Below are 23590 nucleotides of genomic sequence, written 5' to 3'. Positions count from 1 at the left end.
AATAGGTAGGCGATTTCCTACGCGTCAACCGTAGGGAATTTCCTACCTATCGATCCCGGCCGTCGCTCGTTACGATCACCGCGGCAGGGCCGTAGCGCAGAGGTCGTCGCACCTGGCCTGCACAGCCGGAGGACGTCGGTTCGAATCCGACCGGTCCTGCCACCCTCCCGCTCCTCCCCCGATCGGCGATGAACTTGTGAGCAGACGACCGCTGGTGGGCGGGCTGCCCGTCGAGGAGCTCGCCCTGTGGCACCGGGCCCGGCGGTACGCGGTACCGCGATGGATGATCCAGGGGGCGACCGAGGCCCGGTCGGCCGGCGACTGGCGGTCGGCCTGCGCGGTCTCGGCCGTGGACGTCGCCCTCGACCTGGCGCGGATCGGGGAGCGCTACGGCGCCGCGGTACGGGACTCGGTCGCGGACGACCTCGCACACCTGGCCCCGGACCTGCTGCGCTGGCACCTGCCCCGGGTCGTGTACGGCACCGTGCTGGCTCCGCGCCGGGTGATCCTCCTCGCCCGCCACGGCTCCCCGGCCGATACGGAGGCGGCGTACCTGGCCGTCCTCACCCCCGCGCGGTACGACGGTCCGCAGCGGCCGGTCCTGGACTTCCTCGCCGCCGACGCCGCCGAAGTGGTGAGCGGGAGCGTCGTCGAGAACTGGACCCTGTCGCGCCACCTCTGGGACGCCCGGCACGCCCCGGAGCTGCGCGAGCGGTGCGGCGGCGGCGCGGGACGGCTCCCCTTCTTCCACGCGGACGGCACTCCGCTCGGACCACGGGAGCTGCCCGACACCGACCCCGCCGCCGATCCCGCCGACACCGATCCGGCCGCGCGGGAGGAGTGGGTCGCCGTCCTCCAGGCCCGCGGGGACATCGTCGGCGCCTTCGCCGCAGCGGGCGTCGAAGCGGATCTGACGACCCTGCCGCGCGCCTCGGACGTCATCGCGGGGCTTCCCCTGGACCTGCCCCGAATGGTCCGTGAGGTACGGCGCCTGGTCTCGGCCGGTATCGCCGACCGGTTCCGGATTCCCGGCGCGTACGGCGGCAACATCCTGCTGGAACCGGCCGGCCCCGGCGCTCACGTCCCGCTCCGCGCCCGCGCCCGTGAGCTCTACCGGCACAGCTCCGCGCCCACGGTCCCGCGGACCGCGTGGCGGCGCCTGCCCGACCTCCAGCTGGTCCGCACCGGGCGCGTCGCACCGGAGGAACTCCACCCGCTGGTGGCGGCCGCCCTCTTCCCGGCCGCGGGTCCCGCGTACGGGCCGCCCGGACCACCCGCCGCCCTGGAGCCGGTACGGGTCCGATGCGGCGGCGCGTGGCACCTGATCGCCTTCCGCGACGGGGAACTCCGGATCCCGCACAGCGCGCGGGAGCAGCAGCGCGAGCAGGCCGTGCGGGCCTTCGGCGGCGCCGTCGGGGGCTGCTTCGCCGTCCAGCGGGCCTGGGCCTCGGGGCGGGGCCGGCTGCCGCGCGCCCTGCGGCCGCTGCGGCGGGAACTCTTCGAACGCGCGCGGCACGGTGACGCCCCGGGGGTGGCGGCCCTGCTGGCCGCCGGAGTGGACCCGGCGGTCCGGGACAACGAGACCGGGCTGAGCCTTCAGGACGCGCTGGGCCCGCTCGGCCCCGAGGCGGGCTGACGCCGCCGGGGGCAGGATGGGAGAGGGACGCTGCGGCACATGGGAGTGATCATGTTCCAGGACACCAAGGCATTCAGCGGGTACTCGGTGGACGACATCGGGAAGGCCAAGGAGTTCTACGGCGGGACGCTCGGCCTGCGGGTCTCGGAGGAGAACGGCATGCTCTTCCTCCGCCTCGGGGGCGGCGGGACCGTTCTGCTGTACCCCAAGGACAACCACCGGGCGGCGGACTTCACCGTGCTCAACTTCCCGGTGACCGACATCGACAAGACCGTCGACGACCTCGCTGCGCTCGGCGTGGGCTTCGAGCGCTATCCGGGCTTCGACCACGACGCCAAGGGCATCGTCAGGGAGCAGGACGAAGGGCCGTCGATCGCCTGGTTCAAAGACCCCGCGGGCAACGTGCTGTCCGTGCTCGAAGAGCCGGCCTGACCCCGATGCGCCCGGACTACGAAGGGGCCGCCGCGAGCAGGGACTCCGCGACCGAGGTGCGGGCGTAGAGCACCGAGCGCCCGGCCCGGTGGGCGGTGACCAGGCCCGCGTCCCGCAAGGCCATGAGGTGCTGGGACACCCCGGCCGGTGAAAGACCCGTACGGCGCGCCAGTTCGGTGGTGGAGGCCGGGCTTTCCAGTTCGGTCAGCAGCAGCGTCCTGGAGCGGCCGAGTACGGCGGCGACCGCGGCGGTCCTGGTGACGGGCCGGGGCTCCCACAGGGCGCCGACACCGCGTGCCGGGTAGGCGAGCTGGGGCGGCTCCGGCAGGCTCACCCGGGTGAGCACGCCGGGCCCGGTGAACGCCGAGGGGATGAGCAGCAGCCCCGCCCCCGCGGTTCTACGGGACATGGCCCACCTGCGGCGGATCAGCAGCAGCTCGTCGGCGTCCCAGCTCACCGAGGGGTGCAGGTCCTTGAACAAGCCGACCGCGCCGTACTCGGCGACCTGCCGGGCCCGGTGGAAGACGTCGGCGTCGAGCACCGACCGGATCCGCGCCCAGTAGGGGGCGAGGGCCAGCTCCCAGTACGTCTCGATCTCTTCCACGACCCGGGGCAGGCGTGCCTCCGGATCCGCGTACAGGCTCCGCGATCTGGGGCCCTGACGCCCCTGCTCCCGGCCCAGGCGGTCGAGGTCGTGGCGGACCCGGGCGGCGGGAGCGGCCAGGATCCCGGCCAGCTCGCCCGCCAGCGTGGGGGCCGGACCGGCCGGAGCCGGGTTGAGGAAGTCGGCGACGTAGCCCGACGGCGGGATCAGTTCGGCGAGCCAGCCCCGGTCGAGGCCGGCGGCCGCCACCCTGGGCCGGACCTGCTCGGCCCAGGTCCGGTGCACGGGATGGGCGGAGCCGGAACTCAGCAGCCGGAAGCTGGTCCCGACCTCCCACATCGGCGAGACGGCGAACCGCGTCTGCGCCAGATCGCTTGCGGAGAACGCCAACTCCTGCAGGGCGACCACCTCGTGAGGATTCGGTTGGAGCTGAATCAATGGTGGCGAGCGTACCTCGTGGCGATCATTCCGGCATGACCTCAGAGACCATCAGCGCAGCGGCATCGGGCACCTGGAAGCTCGGCGACCTGGAGATCAACCGAATGGGATTCGGCGCGATGCGCCTGCCGCAGAACGGCGAGGCGTTCAGGACCGACGCCGAGCCGAGCGACCGCGGCCGGGCCACCGGCGTACTGCGCCGCGCCGTCGAGCTCGGCGTGAACCACATCGACACCGCCGCCTTCTACTTCTCCCCGCTGCGCTCCGCCAACGAACTGATCAACCGGGCACTGGCCCCCTACCCGGACGACCTCGTCATCACCACCAAGGTCGGGCCGGGCCGGAACCCGTCCGGCGAGTGGGCGCCCCACGCCACCCCGGAGCAACTGCGCGGCCAGGTCGAGGAGAACCTGCGCCAGCTCGGCCGCGACCACCTCGACGTGGTGAACCTGCGCGTCGTCGGAACCGGTTCGATCGCCGAACGCTTCGGCGCGCTGGCCCGGCTGCGCGAGGCCGGGCTCATCCGCCACCTGGGCATCTCCAACGTCACGCCCGAACACCTCGCCGAGGCGCGGGCCATCGCGCCCGTGGTGTGCGTACAGAACCCGTACGGCCTCGGCGTGCGGCCCGAGCAGGACGAGCTGCTGCGTACCTGCGGTGAACTGGGGGTCGCGTTCGTCCCCTTCTACTCGATCGCGGGCGCCGGGGGCCAGGCGGGCGTGACCGGCGCGGACAGCGAGGAGGTGCTCGCGGTGGCGCGGGCGCACGGGGCGAGCGCGGCGCAGGTGCGCATCGCGTGGACGCTGCACCGCGGACCGCACGTGCTGTCCATCCCCGGCACCGGCAACCCCGATCACCTGGCCGCCAATGTGGCCGCGGGCGCACTGCGCCTCTCCGAGACGGAACTGTCCCTCCTGGAGCGGCTCCACTCGGCTGCCCGCTGAGTCACGCCCCGGTCCGCCGGGAGAACGGAAGCCGCCCGGACGCGTGTCCGGGCGGCTCGGGTGTGACGGCACTCACACAAACTTCCGGTGTCCCATGTCAACCGGATGCGGTGCGGCGGGCGTATGCCCCATGAGAGGGACACATGGATCCAGGAGCGATTTTTGACCGTCGAGGAGTTCGAACAGTTCTATGCGCAGGCGGCGGGACGGCTGACAGGCCAGTTGTACGTGATGCTCGGCGATCACCATGAGGCGCAGGACGTGGTCCAGGAGGCGTTCGTCCGGGGGTGGGGACGCCGGCGTCAGCTGGACAACGACGGCAGGCCCGAGGCGTGGATCCGCACCGTCGCGTGGCGGCTCGCGGTGAGCCGGTGGCGCGTACGCCGCCGTACCGCCGACGCCTGGCAGCGCACTGCCCCCGCGGGCCATGTAGAGGGTCCGGGGCCGGAGGCGGTCTCGCTCGTCGAGGCGCTGCGGCACCTGCCCCCCAAGCAGCGCCGGACGCTGGCACTGCACTACGTGTGCGATCTGACGGTCGAGCAGATCGCCGCCGAGACCTCCCTGTCCGCGAGCACGGTCAAGACGCACCTGTCCCGGGGCCGGGCCGCCCTCTCCCGCCATCTGCAGGACCCCCGCATTGAGGAGGCGCCCGATGCCTGACTCCCAGGATCCGCTGCGGTCCCTGTTCCGGGAAGCGGCCTCCGCGGGGCGGTCCGGGGCCGGCCTGCCGCCCGTCTCCGTCATCGCCCGGCGCGGCGAGCGGGCCCGGCGTCGCCGGATCGCCGGCATCGCCGTCGCCTGCTGCCTGGTCCTCGGCGGGTCCGGGGCCGCCCTGGCCACCCTGCTGCCGCGCGAGGCGGGCCCGACCCTCCCGGCGACCACGCCCATCCCCTCTCCCGGGCCGCCGTCCGCCGTGCCGTCCTCCCTGCCGTCCTCCCTGCCGACCTCCCCGAGCACGACCACGACCACGACGCCATCGCCACCTCCCAGCGCGACAGCGGATCCGAGCATGTCCCCCACCCCCACACAGCGCGCTCCGTAGCCCACCCGCCCCGTCGACGGCGGACACCGGCCCCGCCACCACGGTCGGCGGTTCCGCGCGCCCTCTGCCGATCAGGAGATCCCGTCATGTCCGTTTCCGCCCCGCCCCGGCCCGTCGAAACGCCCGGCAGGCCCGCCGCGCGCCGGGCGTTCCCGTGGCGCCCCGGCCGTGCGGACCGCGAGGTGCTGTGGCTCTACCTGCTGACCCGCGTCGGCCTGTGGACCACGGCGGAATCCGTCCGCTGGCTGTTCCCCGCCGATGGCGACAGACGGCGGCCGCCTTCGCTCCTGTCCCCCTGGCAGCAGTGGGACTGGTGGCACTACCTCCACATCGCCAAGGACGGCTACTTCCCCGGCCAGGCCGGTCCCTGGACGGCCGGCTGGGACAACAGGGAGGCCTTCCTCCCCGGTTTTCCCCTCACCTTGCGCGCGGTCCACGCGGTCGTCCCCCACTGGGCGGCGGCCGGAGCGCTGATCTCGTTCGTCGCGGGCGGGGCCGCCGTCCTGGCGCTGGCCCGCATCGCCCGCCTCCAGCTGCCCGACCCGGACGCCGGGCGGCGGACGGTGCTGTTCTTCCTGTGCTCGCCCTGCGCCGTGTTCCTCGCCGCCGGCTACACCGAGGCACTGTTCCTGGCCCTGGCCCTGCCCGCGTGGCTGGCGGCCCTGCGACGGAACTGGCCGGCGGCCGCGGTCCTGGCCTGCCTCGCCTGCTCCGTGCGGGTCACCGGGCTCTTCCTCCTGGGCGCGCTCGTCCTCCAGTTCGCCCTCACGGCGCGCGGGCGACACGCCTGGAGCGCGGCGCCCTGGCTGTGCCTGCCCGCCCTCGCCCCCGCGCTCTTCAGCTGGTACCTGCACGCACGGACCGGGGACTGGACGGCCTGGAAGCACGCCCAGGAACGCGGCTGGTACCGGGACTTCCACTGGCCGTGGGAAGCCTGGGCGAACACCTGGGACGCCGCCTTCCATCACGTCCAGCCCACCGGTTACGCGCTGATGTGGCAGGCCGAGCTCCTGGCCATGCTGGTCGGCGTCGTGCTCCTGGCCCTGCTCGTACGCCGCCGCCGCTGGCCCGAGGCCCTGTACACCGGCCTCACCCTGTGGGCGCTGGGGACCTCCTACTGGTACACGTCCGTTCCCCGTTCGACGCTGCTGTGGTGGCCGCTGTGGATCGGCCTGGCCTCCTGGAGCCTGCGGCGCCCCCGGGTGCAGAGCGCCTACCTGTGCGTCGCCGCCCCGCTGGCCACGACGGTCGCCCTCACCTTCCTCACCGGACGCTGGGCCGGCTGAACGATCACCGCATAGGGTCCGCGTATGGACCGACACATATCGTTCGAGCGACTGCACAACTTCCGTGATCTGGGCGGCTATACGACCGCGGACGGCGGGCACGCGGTGAGGTGGGGCCGGCTGTTCCGCGCCGACTCCCTGGGCAAGCTGCGGGGTCCGGACTGGGAGCGGTTCCTGGAACTCGGCGTCGAGGCCGTCATCGACCTGCGGTACTCCTGGGAGATCGACGCGAAGGGCCGGGTGCCCGAGCATCCGTCACTCGCCTACCACCACCTCAGCATCGAGCACCGGCCCTACGACCAGTCTTCCCTCGGCCCGGACGTCGCGACCGGGCCGTACCTCGCCGAGCGGTACATGGAGGTCGCCCACGACGGTGTCGTGGAACTGCGCGCCGCCCTTGAGATGATCGCCGGCCAGGACGGTCCCGTGGCCTTCCACTGCGCGTCCGGCAAGGACCGCACCGGTCTGCTGGCGGCGCTGGTCCTGGCCCTGCTGGGGGTCCCCGAGGACGTCATCGTCGAGGACTTCGCCCTCACCGGGCTCGCGACCGACCGGCTGCTCGCGGACTGGCGGGCGGACCACCCCGGCCAGGAGCCCGTCTGGCCGGGCTACGGGCGGGCGCCCGCCGAGGTGATGAGCCTGTTCCTCGCGGCCGTGACCCGCGAACACGGGTCCGTACGGGAGTACGCGGCGGACCTGCTCGGCGTGGACGACACCCTCGTCGCCGCCCTGCGCGAGAAGCTGCTCGAACCCGCACCGCGTTACGTCTGAGCCGTACGGGTCCCGGCTCGGCGGGCGCCCTTCCTGGGCCGCGCGGTACAGGGCCGTGAGTGCCTCGGCGCGGTAGCCGTGGACACCGCTCCCGCCGCGCCGGTCGAGGACTCCGGCGGGGCGACCTGCACCGCTCTCACTGTGACGCGCCGGTTCCGCCGCTGATCCCCGTCCCGGCCGTGCCCCGCCAAGGCGGTGCGGCCGGGGCTTCAGGCGCGGTGGGAACCGCCGAACGGACCTCCGAGCGGCCCGCCGTACGGGCCTCCGATTCCGTAGTGCGTCGTCAGCTCGTCCCGGTAGCCCGCGTCGCCGAGGTGCTTGTCCCGGTGGAACTCCGGAGCTGCCTTGATCTGTTCCTTCGTGGCGTCCACGTGGACGGTCTCGTTCTCCAGGTCGACGTCGATCACGGCGCCGGCCGGGATGAGGACTTCCTTCCCGAAGATCCACACACCGGTGTCCACCACCAGGTAGGCGTCGCCGACCTCGTCGTTGTGCTTGTCGACCTTGCCGATGGCGCCGTCCGTGGCCGCGACCTTCCAGCCGCTGAGGTCGGTGCCCGCCAGATGGCGCGCGGTCGGCCGGTAACTCCACACGTGCTCAGTCACGCGAAAACAACTCCTCCTCGATCGGGCGGCGGGTCCTTCCGCCGCACATCGCGCCTGCCCCGTAACCAGAGCCGTAACCACCCCGCCGCCGCTGCGGACCGCGCATACTCGGACCATGGCTGACACCACCACAGTCGAGGTCGACACCGATGTCCACGACCGGCTCGCCGCCCTCGCCGCGGCCCGTGGGCTGAGCCTGCGCGCGTACCTGGCCGAACTGACCGCCGCCCAGGAGAACGAGGCCGCCCTCGCCCGCGCCGCACGTGCCTTCGACAAGGCGGTCGCGCGGCCCGGGTTCCGCGAGGGGTTCGAGCACGACTTCGGCCCCGGACCCTCCGGCCCCCGCGCGGCGTGAGGCGCCCTCGCCGGCCGGCCGCCGGAGCGTCGCCGGCCGTGCACGCAGCGTGTGCTCCGGAAGTCCCGCTGTGCGGCTCTTCAGGTGGAACGGGACAGTTCGTCCGGGCCGGTGCCGTGGGCGAAGGGACGCCCGCGCCCATTCATCCCGAGGGGCGGAATCACGCCACGTGACGCCACATTGACGAAATCCGGTGCTTAGGGCAGCCTTACCTCGCTCGCGCCGTCAAAGGCGCGGACGCACCCTCACCTGCACCTCCCCCGCCATCGGAGCACCATGTCCACCGCAGATGCCGCCTCGATCCGACGAAGATCCGGACAGCCGTCCGATCTCCTCCAGGTTCCGCAGTGGTGTGCACCCGCCCTGGCCTCGCTCGCCGTGTGCGCCGGATGGGGAGCCAGCACCTGGGTGGCCACCCACCTCCGAGCCGACACCACGCTCCACACCGCGGCCCTTTTCGTCCACCTCGCCTCCCTCGTCGTCGGCTTCGGCGGGGTCCTCATGATCGACTACTACGGGGCCCTCTGGCTCAGCGGCCGCAAGTCGCTGCGCGACGTGGTCGAGTGCACCGCCCCCCTGCACCTGCCGGTCTGGGCCGGGCTGGCCGGGCTCATCGCCAGCGGGGCCTTCCTCCACCCGGACCTCTCCTCGCCCCTCACCTGCGTCAAACTCGGCCTCATCCTGGTCCTGGCCCTGAACGGCGTGCAGGCGGGCGTCCTGCACCGGCGGCTGGCCGACCTCGACGGCCGGCCCGCCACCCGCCCGCTCCTGCTCCGGGGCGCCGTGACCGCGACCGTCTCGCAGGTCGCCTGGTGGGGCGCCGTCGCCATCGGGTTCCTCAACAGCCGCAGCTGACCGTCATCGGCGCGGCGCTCCCCCATCGCGGTTCACCGTAGGGCCTGCGGGTCGGAGGGTCTGACGCCGAGGCCGGCCCGGTCCGCAGCGCGTACGGTGCCGTCGGTTCCGCCGATGCCCGTCCACGGGTCGCCGGCGAGCAGCAGGTGTCCGTCGAGGTCCACCCAGCGGGCCCGGTCGGCGAGGTGCACGGCGGGGGCGATGCCCAGCGAGCTGGCGGTGAGGCAGCCGAGCATCAGGTCGGTACCCGTGCCGCGCAGCGCCTCGTGGATGCGCAGGGCGGCCCGTACGCCGCCGCACTTGGCGAGTTTGACGTTGACTCCGTGGACCCGCCCGGCGAGCGCGACGGCGTCCTCGTACGAGACGGCGTCCTCGTCGGCGATGACGGGGACCGGGGATCTTCCGGCGACGCGGGCGAGGACGTCGGGCCGGCCGGGCGCGATCGGCTGCTCCACGGCGGTGACGCCGAGGGCGGCGAAGCGCGGCAGCAGGTGGACGGCCTGGCGCTCGGTCCAGGCCCCGTTGGGGTCGAGCAGCAGACTCGCCCCCGGCGCCCCGGCGCGTACGGCCTCCACCCGGGCGAGGTCCTCGGCCGGATCGGCCGAACCCGCCTTGACCTTGAGGACGGTGAAGCCGGCTCGCGCGAGGCGGGCCGCCCGTGCGGCGGCCCGTACGGGTGCGGTGATGCCGATCGTACGGGCGGTCGCGGCGGCCGGGGCCGCCTCGGTGCCCAGCAGCCGGTGGGCGGGCTCGCCGGCCCGCTTGCCCACGAGGTCCAGGACGGCGGCCTCGACCGCGGCCAGTACCCCGGGCGGCAGCCCGCGCCAGGCCGGGTGGCCGCCGCCGGTCTCGGCCCATGCGGTCTCCGGGTCGGGGAAGCGTTCGGTCGCGGCGCGCACCGCTTCCAGGTTCTCCAGGATCCGAGCGGTGGGCAGCCCGAGGTGGTCGCTGCTGACGGCCTCGCCCCAGCCGCGCATTCCGCCGTGTTCGACCGCGATCCAGACGGCGTCGCGCCGCGACATCACCGAGCGGGAGATGCGCAGGGGTTCCGCGAGCCGCAGGTCGGCCGTGCGCCAGGTGAGCTTCACGCGGCACCTCCGCGGGTGGGGACGGGTACGGACGTGCAGCGGGCCCAGCCCGCCGCCTCGACGGCCCGGGGGTGCGGGATCTCCAGGGGGCGGACGGCGCGGACGGCCGAGTCCAGGCCGTGGGCACGGCAGAACTCGTCGTCGTAGACGGTACCGAGGTAGCGGTGCGGGCCGTCCGGGAAGACGGTCGCGACGACGGCGCCCGGTTCGACCCGGGCGGCCCAGGCGGAGACGAGGGCGACGGCCCCGGTGCTCCAGCCGCCGCTGACGAAGGCGGAGCGGGCGAGGCGGCGGCAGGCGTCGACGGCCTCGGCGGGCCCCACCCAGTGCACTTCGTCGAAGGCCTCGTGGGCGACGTTGGCCGGGTGGATGCTGCTGCCGAGACCGCGCATGAGGCGGGGCCGGGCGGGCTGGCCGAAGATGGCCGAGCCGACGGAGTCGACGCCGATGACCTTCAGCCGGGGCCAGCGGCGGCGCAGCGGGCCGACGAGTCCGCCGCTGTGTCCGCCGGTGCCGACGCTGCACACCAGGACGTCCAGGTGGTCGAGCTGGGCGGTCAGTTCGGCGGCCAGCGAGAGGTAACCGGCCGCATTGTCAGGGTTGTTGTACTGGTCGGGCCAGTAGGCCCGGGGCGTGCGGCGCAGGACCTCGTGCAGCCGGGCGATCCGGGCGGCCTGCCAGCCGCCTTCGGCGGCCGGTCGGTCGACGAGTTCGAGCCGGGCTCCGTAGGTGCGCAGCAACTGCCGCATGGACGGTTCGAGTTCGCTGTCGCCGACGAGGATCACGGGGTGGCCGAGGGCCTGGCCGGCGAAGGCGAGGCCGATGCCCAGGGTGCCGGAGGTGGACTCCACGACGGGGGCGCCGGGGAGCAGTTCGCCGCGCGCGCGGGCGCCGGTCAGCATGGAGACGGCGGCCCGGGCCTTCATCCCACCGGCACCGAGGCACTCCAGCTTCGCCCAGAAGCCGGGCTGGCGGTGCGGAAGGTCGGTGCGGATCCTGGCGAGCGGGGTGCGGCCGAGCAGCGGCAGGAGGTCGGGGTTGGCGGCGGTGGCCGCCGCCGGGCGGGGCAAGGGCGGGGCGATGGTCACCGGGCGCCTCCGTAGTGGTGGATGGTGCCGGGGCCGCCGTCGAGCCAGAAGAACGGGTACGGTTCGGCGGACACGGCGTGGACCCCTGAGCCGAGGAAGCGCGGCAGTACGGCGCTGCCGGTCTGGGCGAACATGACGAGGGGCTTGCCGGTGGCGGCGGCGTGGTCGAGCAGGGGCTGGAAGGTGCCGTTGCCCAGGGTCATGCCGGAGGCGAGGACGGCGTCGCAGCGCTCCAGCTCGGCGTGGGTGCCGGTCAGGACGGGCTCGCCCCATTCGGTGGCGCCGCCCTTGAGGTCGCACGGGGCGTACGGGATTCCGCGCTCGCGCAGCTGTTCCAGCAGGGAGTTGACGACGCCGACGACCAGGACCCGCTCGATGCCGGCCTGCGGGAGGAGGCCGGCCACGGCGCGGGCGCGCGCCCGGGAGCGGTGCAGCGAGCTCCCGGCCGGGATCGCGTACGGGCGGGCGCCGCTGCCGGGGGTGTGCGGGCGTACGTGCATGAGGTAGGCGTCCAGCGCGGCGATCCGTACGGGCAGCAGCGGATGCCCGAGCAGGTCGGCGACGGTGGCGCCCACGCAGTCGTCGAGCGCGGCGGCGGGCAGGGCGCCCGGTTCCACGGCACAGGAGCCGACGGCCGCGGCGAGGCGCAGGCTGAGCACCTCGTTGCGGTAGCCGCCGGAGCGGCCCTCGTGCCGGACGGCCTGGGCGGTGGTGAAGGCGAGCGCGACGCGCTGGGCGGCGGGGTCGGGTCCGTAGGCGCCGGCCAGGACGTATCCGAAGAGGTCGTCGACGGTCCGTACGGACGGCTCGTGGAGGGTGGGGGCGCTCACGCGTCCACCGCCGCGGTCAGGTCGTGGCACGCGTAGGAGGGGCGCAGGTCGGCGAGCAGCAGCTCGGCCGCCCGGCGGGCGCCCGCGCCTTCGGTGTCGGCGGTCATGACGTGGCCGAGGTACGCGTTGTTGCTGTCGGCGGCCCGCACGGTGCGGCCCGGTCCGGCCAGGGTGAGTTCCAGGACCCCGGGACGGCCCCGCACCTCGTCCGCGCCGTCGATGCCGGTGAGGGTGCCGGCGGCGTCGGGCAGCAGGAAGGCGATGGCGGCACTGCGCACTCCCGTGGGGCGGACGGTGAGGTCGGGCTCGCGGCCGAGGGCGGTGTCCACGCAGGCGGCCGCGAGGTCGACGCCCGCGACGTGGCGGACCAGCTCGGTGATGCGGTTCCCGGCCGGGCGGGGGTTCACCTCGATCAGGCGCGGCCCGGTGGGGGTCAGTTTGAGTTCGGTGTGGCAGACGACCTGGTCCAGCCCGAGCGCCTCGACGGCCAGAACGGCGGCCTCGGCGGCCTCGCGTGCGACGTCCGGTGCGATGTCGGCCGGGAACATGTGGCCGGTCTCGATGAAGGCGGGCGCACCACCGATGCTCTTGTCGGTGACGCCGATGACGTGCGTGGTGCCGCCGTGGGAGACGGTCTCGACGCTGACCTCGGGGCCGGTGAGCAGCTCTTCGAGGAGCAGGACCGGGGCGCGACGCTGACCCCGCGCGTTGACGGGGAACTCGGCGAGCGCCCGGCAGGCCCGGTCCAGCTCGCGCTCGTCGCGCACCTCGCGGACGAGCATCCCGGCGCACAGGTCGGCCGGTTTGACGACGAGCGGGTAGCCGATCCCGCGGGCGGCGGCGACGGCCTCGGCGGCGTCGGCGCAGACGGCGAAGCGCGGGCCTGCCATCCCGGCCCGGGCCAGTACCCGGCGGGTCAGGTCCTTGCGGCAGGCGTTCTCGACGGCTCCGGCGGCGGGGCCGGGCAGGCCCAGCCGCTCGGCGGTGCGGGCCGCGGCGGGCAGGTAGTAGTCACAGGACGAGACCACGCCGTCGAAGGCGAACAGTGCATGGAGCCGCCGGGCGAGCGGCAGCAGCGCGTCGGTGTCGTTGGTGTCGGCGGTGACGATGTTGCGCGCCGCGAGCAGCGGGTGCGGGCCGTCGGCGGGGGCGGCGCGCAGGTAGTGGTGCAGGTCCCGGGTGAGGAAGGTGAACTCGTGCCCGCCTTCGCGGATCGCCCGGGGCAGGAGCCCGCTCATCGACCCCACCCAGCTTTCGACAACCAGCAGATGACCCACGGGACTTCCTCTCAGACCGCCGTGCCGACTCTTGGGCGACCGGACCAGGAGAGACGTTATCGGGAATCGTTTTCATTTCCAACATGGCGGTCTTCCCCGGCTCCGGCCGACAGGCTGGGCCGGCGAAAGCTCCTTATGCTCGGAGAAAGGGGCTGCTCAGGCCCCTGGAGGGCGGCTGTCATGACCGAGCCGAGCGATGCGGTCCAGGCCGACCGCGCCCTGAAGGCCAAGCACCGCACGATGTGGGCGATGGGCGACTACCCGTCGGTCGCCTCCCACGTCATCCCGGAGCTGGGCGCCCTGCTGGTCCGCGAGTGCGGTGTACGGCCGGGCGACAGCGTCCTCGACGTCGGGGCGGGCTCCGGCAACGCGGCCATTCCGGCCGCCCTGGCCGGGGCCGACGTGGTGGCGTCCGACCTCACTCCCGAGCTGCTGGAGATCGGGCGGCACCTGGCCGCCGTGCGGGGCGCCCGGCTGGAGTGGCGGGAGGCGGACGCGGAGGCGCTGCCCTTCGCGGACGGCGAGTTCGACGTCGTGATGTCGTGCGTCGGCGTCATGTTCGCCCCGCACCACCAGACGGCCGCGGACGAAATGCTGCGCGTCTGCCGCTCCGGCGGCACGGTCGGGCTGGTCAACTGGACTCCGCAGGGATTCGTGGGCCGGATGTTCGCCGCGATGAAGCCCTACGCGCCCCCGCCGCCGCCCGGGGCGCAGCCGCCACCGCTGTGGGGGGACGAGGAGCACGTCCACGAGCTCCTCGGCGATCGCGTCACCGACGTCGACGCCCGCCGGGAGACCGTCCACGTGGACCGGTTCGCGCGGCCCGCCGACTTCCGCGAGTTCTTCAAGGCCTGCTACGGGCCGACCGTCGCCGTCTACCGCAGCCTGGGCCACGACCCCGAGCGCGTTGCCGCCCTGGACGCCGATCTCGACGCCCTCGCCGGCGAGCACCTGCGGGACGGCGCCATGGAGTGGGAGTACCTGCTGCTCACCGCCCATCGCCAGGGCTGATCGCAACGCCCGTACGCTCACTCCACCGCCGGATGCACCTCCGGGTGGGCGTCCCACCACTCCTTGTGGAACGCGTTGTTGCCGACATTGGCCACATACGCGCGGGCCGCGGCGCGGTAGAGCAGCTCCGCCTGGCCGGCCGAGACCGCGCAGCGGCTCCAGGCGAGCCGGATCCGGCCGGTGACCGGGGCCCCGACGAGCGGGCGCATCACCGTGCCCTCTGCCGCCGGGGCCGTGGGCTGGCTGAGGGAGATCGCGCGGCCCGCGGCGATCAGGTCGTAGTGCATCTTGCGGTCGGTGATCCGGTAGCGCAGTGACGGGCTGAACCCTGCCTTCGCACAGGCGGCGACCAGGGCTTCGGGGCCGCCGTCGTCGTCCTCCACCAGCGTCATCCACGACTCGCCGGCGAGGTCGGCGAGCTCGATGCGGTCCGCGCCCGCGAGGTGGTGCTTCTCCGACAGCCGGATGCAGAACGGCTCCTTCGCGATGAGCGTCCTCGCCAGGGCCCCCTCGGGGAGCGGCACCTCGTGGTCGTTGACCTCGCCGTACACGATGGCGTCGTAGCGGCCGGCGCCGAGCATCCGGGTCAGCGCGGTCACCGAGTCCTCCAGGTCGACCGTGATCTCCTGGCCGGACAGGAGCAGGTCGGTCTGCGCCAGCAGACCGTCGATCAGCACGAGCAGGATGCACCCCAGCCGCAGCGGGGTCCCGGTGTCGATGGCCCGCGCCTCCGCACCCAGCGCGTCCATCTCGCTGAGCACCCGGCGCGCCTTGGCCAGTACGAACTGGCCCAGCGCCGTGGGCTCCACCCCGCTGCGCCCCCTCACGAACAGCTCGCCGCCCGTGACCCGCTCGATGCGGCGCAGCTGGGCCGAGAGCGCGGGCTGGGACACCCCGAGGCGCCGCGCCGCTCCCCCCAGACTGCCCGCCTCGGCGATCCGGCAGACAGCTTGCAGATGCCTCAACTCCAGCTGCATCCGGGCAGCGTACGCAGCGCGCCGCCAACGCACCATAACGCGGACCTTATGCCCGCCGGGATGTCCCAATCCCGTCATATACACGCTCATACTCGGCCGCGAACGTGCACGCACTCCCCACCCACCCCCACGATCGGAGTGGACGTTGCAGCCCACCAGATGGACGGCGGCCGTGGCAGCGATGGCGCTGACCGCAAGCCTCGCCGGAACCCTGGCCGGGACGGCATCGGCAGCGCAGCACGCGCAGCCCGCACCGTCCCAGCAGGACACACCGGCCGCACGCGCGGTCGCGGCCGCGGACCAGGCCGTCGACAGCGGTCTCGACTCCCTGGTCAACTCCTCGCAGGAGCGGTACGAACGACGCCTGGTCACCCCCTGGGTGAAGGACCTCTTTTCCGTCGCGTACGAGCGCAGCTACCGCGGCCTTCCGGTCGTCGGCGGCGACGCGGTCGTACTCGCGGACGGCGCGGGCAAGGTACGCGCCCTCCAGTCGGCCTCCTCGGTACGCATCGACGTGGCGACCCGGCCTTCCGTCACCGCGAAGGACGCCGAGGCCACGTCGCGGGCGAAACTGGCCTCGGTCGACAAGGTCGAGAGCAGCCGGCTCGCCGTCCGGCTGAAGGACGACAAGCCGTTGCTCGCCTGGGAGACCGTCCTGACCGGGCGGACTCGGACGGCGCCCAGCAAACTGCACGTGTTCGTGGACGCCCGCAGCGGCGCCTTCGTCGACAGCTACGACGACGTGGTCGCCGGTTCCGGCAGCAGCAAGTGGAACGGGCCGAACCCGCTCACCGTCGACACCACCAACTCGGGTTCCACCTACACGCTGCGCGACCCGAACCGAACCGGCCTGAGCTGCGCGGACTACAGCACCGGCACGGTCTTCACGAAGTCGTCCGACTCCTGGGGCACCGGCAACCCGACCAGCAAAGAGACCGGCTGCGTGGACCTCATGTTCGCCGCGCAGAAACAGTGGGACATGCTGGGCCAGTGGCTGGGCCGCAACGGCGTCAGCGGCAACGGGCGCAGCTTCCCGGGCAAGGTCGGCCTGGGCGACCTCAACGCCTACTGGGACGGCAGCTCGGTCACCATCGGGCACAACAGCGCCAACGAGTGGATCGCCGGAATAGACGTGGTGGGCCACGAGTACGGGCACGCCATCGACTCCAACACGCCCGGCGGCACCAGCGGCCAGGAGGCCGGGCTCGGTGAGGCCACCGGCGACATCTTCGGCGCGCTGACCGAGGCCTACGCCAACGAGCCGGCCCCGTACGACACTCCGGACTACACCGTCGGCGAGATGATCAATCTCCAGGGCAACGGTCCGATCCGGAACATGTACAACCCGCCGGCCGTCAACAACGACCCGGCCTGCTACAGCTCCGCGATACCCGGCACCGAGGTGCACAAGGCCGCGGGTCCGCTGAACCACTGGTTCTACCTGCTGGCCGAGGGCAGCAGCCCGGGCGCCGGCAAGCCGAACAGCCCCACCTGCAACCAGGCCGCGGTCACCGGCGTGGGCGTGCAGAACGCCGGCAAGATCTTCTACGGCGGGATGCTGCTCAAGACCAGCAGCATGTCGTACAAGAAGTACCGGACGGCGACGCTCAGTTCGGCCAAGTCGCTCGACACCACCTGTGACTTGTTCAACAAGACCAAGGCCGCCTGGGACGCCATCACCGTCCCGGCCCAGTCCGCCGACCCGACCTGTACGCCGAGCGGCCAGAACAACGACTTCTCGATGGCGCTGAACCCGTCGTCGGGCACCGTCCAGCAGGGCGCTACGGTCACCACCACCGTCGGCACCACCGTCACGACCGGCACCGCGCAGTCGGTGACGCTGACCGCCTCCGGCCTGCCGACCGGGGTGAGCGCCTCCTTCAACCCGGCCACCGTGCAGTCCGGCCAGTCCTCGGTGCTGACCCTGACCGCCACCGCCAACGCGGCGCCCGGCGCGTCCACCGTCGTCGTCAAGGGGCAGGGGAGCACCCTCTCCCACACCGTCGACTACTCGCTCAACGTCGGCGGGACCCAGCCTCCCAACGACCCGCCGGACATCAGCGTCGCCAACGTGCAAGCGCACCTGACCCAGTTCAACACGATCGCGACCCAGAACGGCGGCAACCGCCGGGCGGGCAGCCCCGGTTACACCCAGTCGCTGGCGTACGTGAAGGGCAAGCTGCAGGCCGCCGGTTACACGGTGACCGAGCAGAACTGCACCTCCTGCACCTACCCGTCGAACAACCTGATCGCCGACTGGCCGGGCGGCCCCGCCGACCAGACGGTCATGTTCGGCGCCCACCTCGACGGCGTGTCGGCCGGTCCCGGCATCAACGACAACGGCTCGGGCTCCGCGACCCTGCTGGAGAACGCGCTCGTCCTCGCCCAGAAGAACCCCACCATGACGAAGCACGTCCGCTTCGCCTGGTGGACCGATGAGGAACAGGGCCTCAACGGCTCCGAGTTCTACGTGGGCCAGCTGAGCAGCGCCCAGCGCGCGGCCATCAAGGGCTACTACAACTTCGACATGGTCGGCTCCCCCAACGGCGGCTACTTCATCAACAACGTCAACTCGGCCACCGCCACCCCGCTCAAGGCGTACTGGACCTCGCTGAACCTGGCACCCGAGGAGAACACCGAGGGCCAGGGCCGCAGCGACGACTACTCCTTCCAGCAGGCCGGCATCCCCACCTCCGGCTACGCGGCGGGGGCCAGCGCCCGCAAGACCTCGGCGCAGGCGACCAAGTGGGGCGGCACCGCGAACGCCGCCTACGACTCCTGCTACCACAGCGCCTGCGACACCGCGAACAACATCAACGCCACGGTCCTGGACCGCAGCGCCGACGGCGTCGCGTACGCCGTCTGGAAGCAGGCCGTCGGCGGGGAGACGCCCGCGCAGGACTTCTCCCTCGGCACCAGCCCGTCAGCGGGCACCGCTGCTCCCGGCGGCTCCACCTCCGCCACGGTGAACACCCAGACCGTGAGCGGCGCCGCGCAGACGGTGGCCCTGTCCGTGTCCGGCGCGCCGGCCGGGGTGAGCGCCACCCTCAGCCCGACGTCCGTACAGTCCGGCAGCTCCTCGACGCTGTCCGTCCAGGTCGGCGCGAGCACCGTGCCCGGCACCTACACCCTGACGGTCACCGGCACCGGCACCGTCAGCCACAGCACCACGTACACGCTGACCGTCAGCGGAGGCGGCGGCACGTGCACCCCGCGCCAGCTCGTGGCCAACGGCGGCTTCGAGAGCGGCGCCAGCCCGTGGACGGCGACCGCGGGCGTGATCACCAACCAGTCCGGGCAGGCCCCGCACGGCGGCAGCTACATGGCGTGGCTGACCGGGTACGGGTTCACCCACACGGACAGCGCCTCGCAGTCGCTGACGATCCCGTCGGGCTGCACCTCGTACCAGCTCGCGTTCTTCCTCCACATCGACACGGACGAGAACGAGAGCGTCGCCTACGACCGGTTCACCGTCTCGGTGGGCGGCCAGACCCTGGCGACCCTCTCCAACCTGGACGCGAACTCCGGCTACGCGCAGAAGTCGTACGACCTCTCGGCGTTCGCCGGCCAGACCGTCACCCTGAAGTTCAACGGCGTGGAGGACCAGTCACTGCAGACCTCCTTCGTCGTGGACGACGTCACCGTCCAGGTGAGCTGACGCCCGCCTGACAGCCTGAAGTCCGGCCCGGTCCCCGCACTGCGGGGGCCGGGCCGGACGCACGTCGCACGGCCGGAGCCGGGGGCCGACAGCCCGGGCATCGCCGCATCCGCGTCGGCGGACGGGCGGGCGGACGGACGGACGGGCGGTGTGACCTAGTGCTTCCGGCGTGTTCCCTTCTGGGGTTCGGGGGCGATCAGGGCCGTCATGCCGGGGTCCAGCTCGTAGCCGTCGACGAGCAGGGCCTCGACCGTACGCGACACGGGGTCGATGTCGGCCTCCATCCCCTCCCCGGTGTAGCGGGGGTACCCGGAAGCACCCGTGGCGCCGGTCGCCTCGACCACGGCCGATCTCAGGGGATGGTCCACCTGGGGCGCGGGCGCACCGGCCCGGTTCTTGACGTGCTCGGGCACCAACAGGATTTCGAAGCGCTGCGGCTCGGTGGTCATGGCCCGACGCTAGACACCGTCACTCCGGGCATGCAAGAACCCGTACGCTCTGTGAGGACTACGGCGGGCAAAAGTCACGAGGTCGGCTCTGTGACCGGCCGGCATCGGATGGAAAAAGGCCACCATGAGCAGCGCTTCCCCGGACAAGATCCTTCTCGTGGCGAAGGACCGTACGCTCCGGACGCTGCTGGAGCGCCTCCTCGTGGGCGGGGCTTCGCGGTGGTCGACGGCGGAACCGGGGCGGACACCGTGGCCCTGCTAGACAGTGACGGCGGCCGGGGCTGGACGAGGTCGCGCTGTTCGAGGAGATCCGCCGCTCCCCCGGTCACGGGCGGGTGCCGATCCTCGCGCTGCCGCCCGCGGACCCGGAGCGCACGGCCCGCGCGCTGGAGGCCGGTGTGGACGACTGCCTCGCGAAGCCCTTCCACCCCAGGGAGTTCCTGACCCGCGTCGAGCGCCTGGCCCGGCCGGCGGTCGAGGCCGCTTAGGCCGCGCTTAGGCCGGGCGGTATCCGCGGGCGCTGACCAGGCGCCGGAGGAGTCCGGTGAAGGCGCGCGCCGCCGCGCTCTCGTACGCGCTCTCCCGGCGCAGCAGGACGACGGTCCGTGGCGGGATGGCCGGGTCCAGCGGCACCGGGCGCAGGTGCGGGTGGTCGTCGGTGACGGCGTCCGGCAGGACGGTGGCCAGGGGGGTGCGCCGGACGATCTCGGTGAGGGCCTGGACGGAGTTCGCCTCCACGGCGACGTGCGGCCGCACCCCGTGGGCGCGAAGGTACGCATCGACGTGTCCGCGGGTGGCGAAGTCCCCGCTGAGCAGGGCCAGTCGGCGCTCCGCGAGATCCCGTACGGAGAGCGCCTCACCGGCGGGCGGATGGTCCCCGGCTCCGTCGGCGGCCACGACCAGGCCGAGGGTCTCGGTGAACAGCGGGGCCGCGGCGATGCCGGGCAGGTGCGGCCGGTCGAAGGCGAGGCCGAGGTCGTGGTCGTCGGCGAGCAGCCCGGCTTCGATGCGGTCCTGGGGCATCTCGCGGACCTCGACGGTGATGCCGGGGTGGGCGGCGTGGAGCCCGGCGGTGAGCGGGCCGACGAGGTACGCGGTGAAGGTGGGGGTCAGCGCGAGGCGCAGGTGGCCGCGGGAGAGGTCGGCCAGGTCCGTCACGGCCCGTTCGGCCGCCGCCAGGTCCCGTAGGGCGCCGCGCGCGTAGTGGGCGTACGTAGCGCCCGCGTCGGTGAGCCGCACGGTGCGGCCGGTGCGGTCCAACAGCTGGGCCCCCACGGTGCGTTCGAGCTGCCGGATCTGTTGGGACAGGGTGGGCTGGGAGATCCGCAGCTCTTCGGCGGCGCGGGTGAAGCTGCCGTGTTCGGCGACGGCGATCAGATAGCGCAGGTGACGCAGTTCGAGAGCCATGAGAGCAACTATAGATGAGAGCAATAGCAAGCATGGATATCGCGTCTTGGACACAATAGATGCAGCTCATGCATGGTGGAACACGTCAAGCCCCCCGGGGCGCATCCCACCAGAGGGAGTGACCATGCCCGATCTCTCGGACGGCCTTTCGGACGGCGTCGCACGCTTCCAGCAAGAGGTGTTCCCGGCGAAGGCACGGCTCTTCGCCGAGCTGGCCGAGGCCCACCGGCCGACGACCTTGTTCATCGGCTGCTCGGACGCCCGCGTGGTGCCGGAGCTGATCACCCAGAGCGAGCCGGGCGAGCTGTTCGTCATCCGCACCGCCGGAAATCTGGTGCCCGCCTACGCTCCGGGCCCGGACGGGGTGACGGCCAGCATCGAGTACGCCGTCGCCGTCCTCGGCGTCACCGGGATCGTCGTGTGCGGGCACTCCGCCTGCGGGGCGATGACCGCGCTCGCCGAGGGCACGGACCTGAGCGCCGCCTCGTCGGTCGCCCGCTGGCTGCGGCACGCGGACGCCTCGGTGGCCCGCACGGCGGGCGCCGGGCCCGGCCGGGTGGCCGCTCTGGTGCGCGAGAACGTACGTGCCCAGCTGGCGAACCTGGCCACGCATCCATCGGTCGCCCGCGCCACGGCCGAGGGGCGGCTCACCCTGCGGGGCTGGGTCTACGACATCCCCACCGGCGGTGTCGCGGAGGTATCGGGCCCCACGGCCGCCGTCGCGCTCTGACCCGCCCCGCCCCTCCCCGGTTCCCTCCCCGTTCGCTGTTCCGCTTCCCAATGCCCCGCCCCCGTTCCCCGCTCCCGAAAGGACGTCTCCCCATGCCGCACGCCCAGTTCGACCCCACCGCCCGCCAGGCCCTCGCCGTCGCCGTCGTCGAAGCCAAGACCCGCAAGGACCTCTCGTGGCAGCAGCTCGGCGACTCCGCCGGCCTGTCGGTCGCGTTCGTGACCGCCGCGCTGCTGGGCCAGCATCCGCTGCCCGAGTCCGCGGCGAGGCCGGTCGCCGAGCTGCTCGGCCTGGACGAGGACGCGGTCGCGCTCCTGCAGACGATCCCGACCCGCGGCTCGGTCCCCGGCGGCATCCCGACCGACCCGACGATCTACCGCTTCCACGAGATGCTCCAGGTCTACGGGACCACTCTGAAGGCTCTGGTCCACGAGCAGTTCGGGGACGGCATCATCAGCGCGATCAACTTCAAGCTGGACGTCCGTAAGGTCACCGACCCCGAGGGCGGCGAGCGCGCGGTCATCACCCTGGACGGCAAGTACCTTCCGACCAAGCCCTTCTGACGGACCGGAACACCTCCGGAACGTCGGAAAGCCTCCCGTCCGGTGGGACGGGAGGCTCTCCGACGTGAGGACCGATGCCCATCTCGACGGCCTGTCGGCCGCCGCACGCCTGCGGCAGGGGCGGATCCGCGGATCCGGGTGGAACAAGCCGGGGCCCCGTGGGCACTCGCGCAGGCGTCTGAGGCCCCGGCTCGCAGAGGGGACTGCGTCAGCTGCCCTGCGAAATGTTGCCCGAGAGGACCGGGATGTTGTCCAGGATGTGCGAGAGCGGCTCGTCGCCCTTGGCCTGGGTGGAGTTCTCGGTGCACTGCTGGTTCTGCGGGTTCGACAGGACGTTGATGTCCTGGACACCGATGTTGACGAAGGCAAGGATCGACTGGGCATTGACCTTGGCCGGCAGACCGATGCAGGGCTTGTTCAGCGTGCCCTGGACCAGGCCGAGCTGCGGGCTCAGGTCGCCGTGGGTCTTCTGATTGCCGTAGATCTGCTGGGAGTTGTTGCCGTTGACGGTGTTGACCCCGTTGTCGTTGCCGATGGCCATGGCCGGGGCGGCCACGGCGGCGCCCGCGCCGACGATGGAAGCGGTGGCGGCGGCGGTGGCCATAATCTTCTTGATCATCATGGGTCTTTCTGTGTGCACGAGTGCATGGTGGTGAGTGCCTTGATCAACGGCCGGACCCGCCACAGGTTCCGCCGGTTCACCCGAACAGCCCCCGGCCCGGTCCTTTCACGGTCACGCACCGCCGCGGACGGCCACGCTCAGATCGACCACGTAGTGCTCCTCGACCATGCCGTCCGGGAACCGGCCCATGAGCAGGGCCCGTTCGTCGGCGAGGAAGGCGTCCGTGCCGGGCGCGCCGACGAGGAACAGGGAGTGCGTGGACAGCTTCGCCAGATGCGTGTCGACCGGGACGCGGCGCGACCACGGCAGAAGGCGGGTGGTGAAGCGCAATCCCCCCTGCGAGCGGGCCCGTTCGTTGATGTACCAGCCCGGGCCGAACCGCTCCTCGATGCGGTCCTGCTGCTCGGAGATCCATCCGACGGAGACGTCCGGATCGTTCGACCAGACCGCCAGCGCCCCGCCGGGGCGCAGCACGCGCAGTGCCTCGGGGACCGAGCGGGCGGGGTCGGTCCAGTGCCAGGACTGCGCATAGGTCAACAGGTCCACCGAGCCCGTGGCGAGGGGCAGTCGGTTGCCGTCGCCGCGTACGAGCGGCGTCCGCGGATTGCGGCGCCGGAACTCGGCGGCCATGCCCTCGCCCGGCTCCACCGCGACCACACGGGCCCCGGCCGCCTCCAGCAGGGCGGTGGCGATGCCCGTGCCCGCCCCGACGTCGGCGACCCGCGCCCCGGCCGGCGGGAAACCGGCCAGATCGGCCAGAGCGGTGAGGAGCTCGGGCGGGTACGAGGGGCGGTGGTCGGCGTAGCGGGCAGCCGCGGCACTGAACGAACGAGCACGGGATTCGGTCGTCATACCGTCCATGATGCCGGGGGATCGGGGGTCCGGGCACTGGGCGAGGGTTGTACGGTACGTCGGCGGGACG

At 72.8% G+C, this 23590-nt stretch carries 26 protein-coding genes and 1 tRNA gene; 16 read left to right on the top strand and 11 right to left on the bottom strand.

Annotated elements, in window-relative coordinates:
* Positions 1-85: 85 nt before the first annotated feature.
* The 3 genes from OG429_RS35745 (at position 86) to OG429_RS35735 (ending at position 2068) form a co-directional block, all read left to right on the top strand.
* Positions 86-162: transfer RNA gene (locus OG429_RS35745), tRNA-Cys, on the top strand.
* 34 nt (positions 163-196) lie between these two features.
* Complete coding sequence (locus OG429_RS35740; RefSeq protein WP_328929402.1) at positions 197-1636, top strand: ankyrin repeat domain-containing protein; 1440 nt, start codon at positions 197-199, stop codon at positions 1634-1636.
* Between the two features lie 51 nt (positions 1637-1687).
* Positions 1688-2068 (top strand): VOC family protein, encoded by a 381-nt coding sequence (locus OG429_RS35735; protein ID WP_328930526.1) that lies wholly within the window; start codon positions 1688-1690, stop codon positions 2066-2068.
* Between the two features lie 16 nt (positions 2069-2084).
* Here OG429_RS35735 and OG429_RS35730 read toward each other — a convergent pair whose 3' ends face one another.
* Positions 2085-3080 carry an ArsR/SmtB family transcription factor gene (locus OG429_RS35730; RefSeq protein WP_328929401.1) on the bottom strand — a complete coding sequence of 332 codons (996 nt, stop codon included), beginning with the start codon at positions 3078-3080 and terminating at the stop codon, positions 2085-2087.
* A 65-nt stretch (positions 3081-3145) separates the two neighbouring features.
* Between OG429_RS35730 and OG429_RS35725 the strand changes: the two genes are divergently transcribed.
* From OG429_RS35725 to OG429_RS35705, 5 genes are all read left to right on the top strand, one after another.
* A complete protein-coding gene (locus tag OG429_RS35725) occupies positions 3146-4054 on the top strand; it encodes an aldo/keto reductase (RefSeq protein WP_328929400.1) in 909 nt (302 codons plus the stop codon).
* Positions 4055-4177: 123 nt separating this feature from the next.
* On the top strand, positions 4178-4714 hold the full coding sequence (locus tag OG429_RS35720; protein ID WP_405676895.1) for a SigE family RNA polymerase sigma factor: 537 nt from the start codon (positions 4178-4180) through the stop codon (positions 4712-4714).
* Positions 4707-5096 carry a hypothetical protein gene (locus OG429_RS35715; RefSeq protein WP_328929398.1) on the top strand — a complete coding sequence of 130 codons (390 nt, stop codon included), beginning with the start codon at positions 4707-4709 and terminating at the stop codon, positions 5094-5096. The genes OG429_RS35720 and OG429_RS35715 overlap by 8 nt, the downstream gene beginning before the upstream one ends.
* 86 nt (positions 5097-5182) lie before the next feature.
* A complete protein-coding gene (locus tag OG429_RS35710) occupies positions 5183-6382 on the top strand; it encodes a mannosyltransferase family protein (protein WP_328929397.1) in 1200 nt (399 codons plus the stop codon).
* 24 nt (positions 6383-6406) lie between these two features.
* Entirely contained in the window at positions 6407-7153 is a 747-nt protein-coding gene (locus tag OG429_RS35705) for a tyrosine-protein phosphatase (RefSeq protein ID WP_328929396.1), read from the top strand.
* Positions 7154-7362: 209 nt separating this feature from the next.
* Here OG429_RS35705 and OG429_RS35700 read toward each other — a convergent pair whose 3' ends face one another.
* Positions 7363-7758 (bottom strand): PRC-barrel domain-containing protein, encoded by a 396-nt coding sequence (locus tag OG429_RS35700; RefSeq protein ID WP_328929395.1) that lies wholly within the window; start codon positions 7756-7758, stop codon positions 7363-7365.
* Between the two features lie 115 nt (positions 7759-7873).
* Between OG429_RS35700 and OG429_RS35695 the strand changes: the two genes are divergently transcribed.
* Positions 7874-8113, top strand: coding sequence for an antitoxin MazE7 (locus OG429_RS35695; protein WP_328929394.1), 240 nt, complete (start codon positions 7874-7876; stop codon positions 8111-8113).
* Between the two features lie 276 nt (positions 8114-8389).
* Positions 8390-8968: a hypothetical protein gene (locus tag OG429_RS35690; RefSeq protein ID WP_328929393.1), complete on the top strand. Its 579-nt coding sequence runs from the start codon at positions 8390-8392 to the stop codon at positions 8966-8968.
* 32 nt (positions 8969-9000) lie between these two features.
* Here OG429_RS35690 and OG429_RS35685 read toward each other — a convergent pair whose 3' ends face one another.
* From OG429_RS35685 to OG429_RS35670, 4 genes are read right to left on the bottom strand one after another with little or no spacing between them, the layout of a single operon-like run.
* Positions 9001-10056 carry an enolase C-terminal domain-like protein gene (locus OG429_RS35685; protein WP_328929392.1) on the bottom strand — a complete coding sequence of 352 codons (1056 nt, stop codon included), beginning with the start codon at positions 10054-10056 and terminating at the stop codon, positions 9001-9003.
* Complete coding sequence (locus tag OG429_RS35680; protein WP_405676899.1) at positions 10053-11144, bottom strand: PLP-dependent cysteine synthase family protein; 1092 nt, start codon at positions 11142-11144, stop codon at positions 10053-10055. Before OG429_RS35680 ends, OG429_RS35685 begins: the two co-directional genes overlap by 4 nt.
* Positions 11141-11974, bottom strand: coding sequence for a Rossmann-like domain-containing protein (locus OG429_RS35675; RefSeq protein ID WP_328929391.1), 834 nt, complete (start codon positions 11972-11974; stop codon positions 11141-11143). The genes OG429_RS35680 and OG429_RS35675 overlap by 4 nt, the downstream gene beginning before the upstream one ends.
* The gene (locus OG429_RS35670; protein ID WP_328929390.1) at positions 11971-13251 is read right to left on the bottom strand and encodes an ATP-grasp domain-containing protein; all 1281 of its coding nucleotides are present in this window, start codon (positions 13249-13251) and stop codon (positions 11971-11973) included. The genes OG429_RS35675 and OG429_RS35670 overlap by 4 nt, the downstream gene beginning before the upstream one ends.
* Positions 13252-13431: 180 nt before the next feature.
* On the opposite strand from OG429_RS35670, the gene OG429_RS35665 reads away from it, so the two are divergent.
* A complete protein-coding gene (locus OG429_RS35665) occupies positions 13432-14262 on the top strand; it encodes a class I SAM-dependent methyltransferase (RefSeq protein WP_328929389.1) in 831 nt (276 codons plus the stop codon).
* Positions 14263-14279: 17 nt separating this feature from the next.
* On the opposite strand, the gene OG429_RS35660 is transcribed toward OG429_RS35665, so the two are convergent.
* Complete coding sequence (locus tag OG429_RS35660) at positions 14280-15239, bottom strand: LysR family transcriptional regulator (protein WP_328929388.1); 960 nt, start codon at positions 15237-15239, stop codon at positions 14280-14282.
* 181 nt (positions 15240-15420) lie between these two features.
* On the opposite strand from OG429_RS35660, the gene OG429_RS35655 reads away from it, so the two are divergent.
* Positions 15421-18897 (top strand): M28 family peptidase, encoded by a 3477-nt coding sequence (locus tag OG429_RS35655; protein WP_328930524.1) that lies wholly within the window; start codon positions 15421-15423, stop codon positions 18895-18897.
* A 155-nt stretch (positions 18898-19052) separates the two neighbouring features.
* Here the strand turns inward: OG429_RS35655 and OG429_RS35650 are convergent, their stop codons facing one another.
* Positions 19053-19346: a hypothetical protein gene (locus OG429_RS35650; protein WP_328929387.1), complete on the bottom strand. Its 294-nt coding sequence runs from the start codon at positions 19344-19346 to the stop codon at positions 19053-19055.
* A gap of 124 nt (positions 19347-19470) precedes the next feature.
* Here OG429_RS35650 and OG429_RS35645 point away from each other — a divergent pair, with 124 nt between their 5' ends.
* Positions 19471-19608, top strand: coding sequence for a hypothetical protein (locus tag OG429_RS35645; protein ID WP_328929386.1), 138 nt, complete (start codon positions 19471-19473; stop codon positions 19606-19608).
* A 73-nt stretch (positions 19609-19681) separates the two neighbouring features.
* The gene (locus OG429_RS35640; RefSeq protein WP_328929385.1) at positions 19682-19834 is read left to right on the top strand and encodes a hypothetical protein; all 153 of its coding nucleotides are present in this window, start codon (positions 19682-19684) and stop codon (positions 19832-19834) included.
* Positions 19835-19841: 7 nt separating this feature from the next.
* Here OG429_RS35640 and cynR read toward each other — a convergent pair whose 3' ends face one another.
* Positions 19842-20753, bottom strand: coding sequence for a transcriptional regulator CynR (gene cynR / locus OG429_RS35635; protein WP_328929384.1), 912 nt, complete (start codon positions 20751-20753; stop codon positions 19842-19844).
* Between the two features lie 124 nt (positions 20754-20877).
* Between cynR and OG429_RS35630 the strand changes: the two genes are divergently transcribed.
* Positions 20878-21483: a carbonic anhydrase gene (locus OG429_RS35630; protein WP_328929383.1), complete on the top strand. Its 606-nt coding sequence runs from the start codon at positions 20878-20880 to the stop codon at positions 21481-21483.
* Positions 21484-21575: 92 nt separating this feature from the next.
* Positions 21576-22046 (top strand): cyanase, encoded by a 471-nt coding sequence (gene cynS / locus OG429_RS35625; protein ID WP_328929382.1) that lies wholly within the window; start codon positions 21576-21578, stop codon positions 22044-22046.
* A gap of 208 nt (positions 22047-22254) precedes the next feature.
* On the opposite strand, the gene OG429_RS35620 is transcribed toward cynS, so the two are convergent.
* Positions 22255-22665: a rodlin gene (locus tag OG429_RS35620; RefSeq protein WP_328930523.1), complete on the bottom strand. Its 411-nt coding sequence runs from the start codon at positions 22663-22665 to the stop codon at positions 22255-22257.
* Positions 22666-22779: 114 nt separating this feature from the next.
* Entirely contained in the window at positions 22780-23520 is a 741-nt protein-coding gene (locus OG429_RS35615) for a class I SAM-dependent methyltransferase (RefSeq protein WP_328929381.1), read from the bottom strand.
* Positions 23521-23590: the final 70 nt, after the last annotated feature.

Source organism: Streptomyces sp. NBC_00190, assembly GCF_036203305.1.
Lineage (GTDB): Bacteria > Actinomycetota > Actinomycetes > Streptomycetales > Streptomycetaceae > Streptomyces.
Note: the sequence above shows the minus strand (reverse complement) of the source record. Positions and strands in the feature narration are given on the sequence as shown.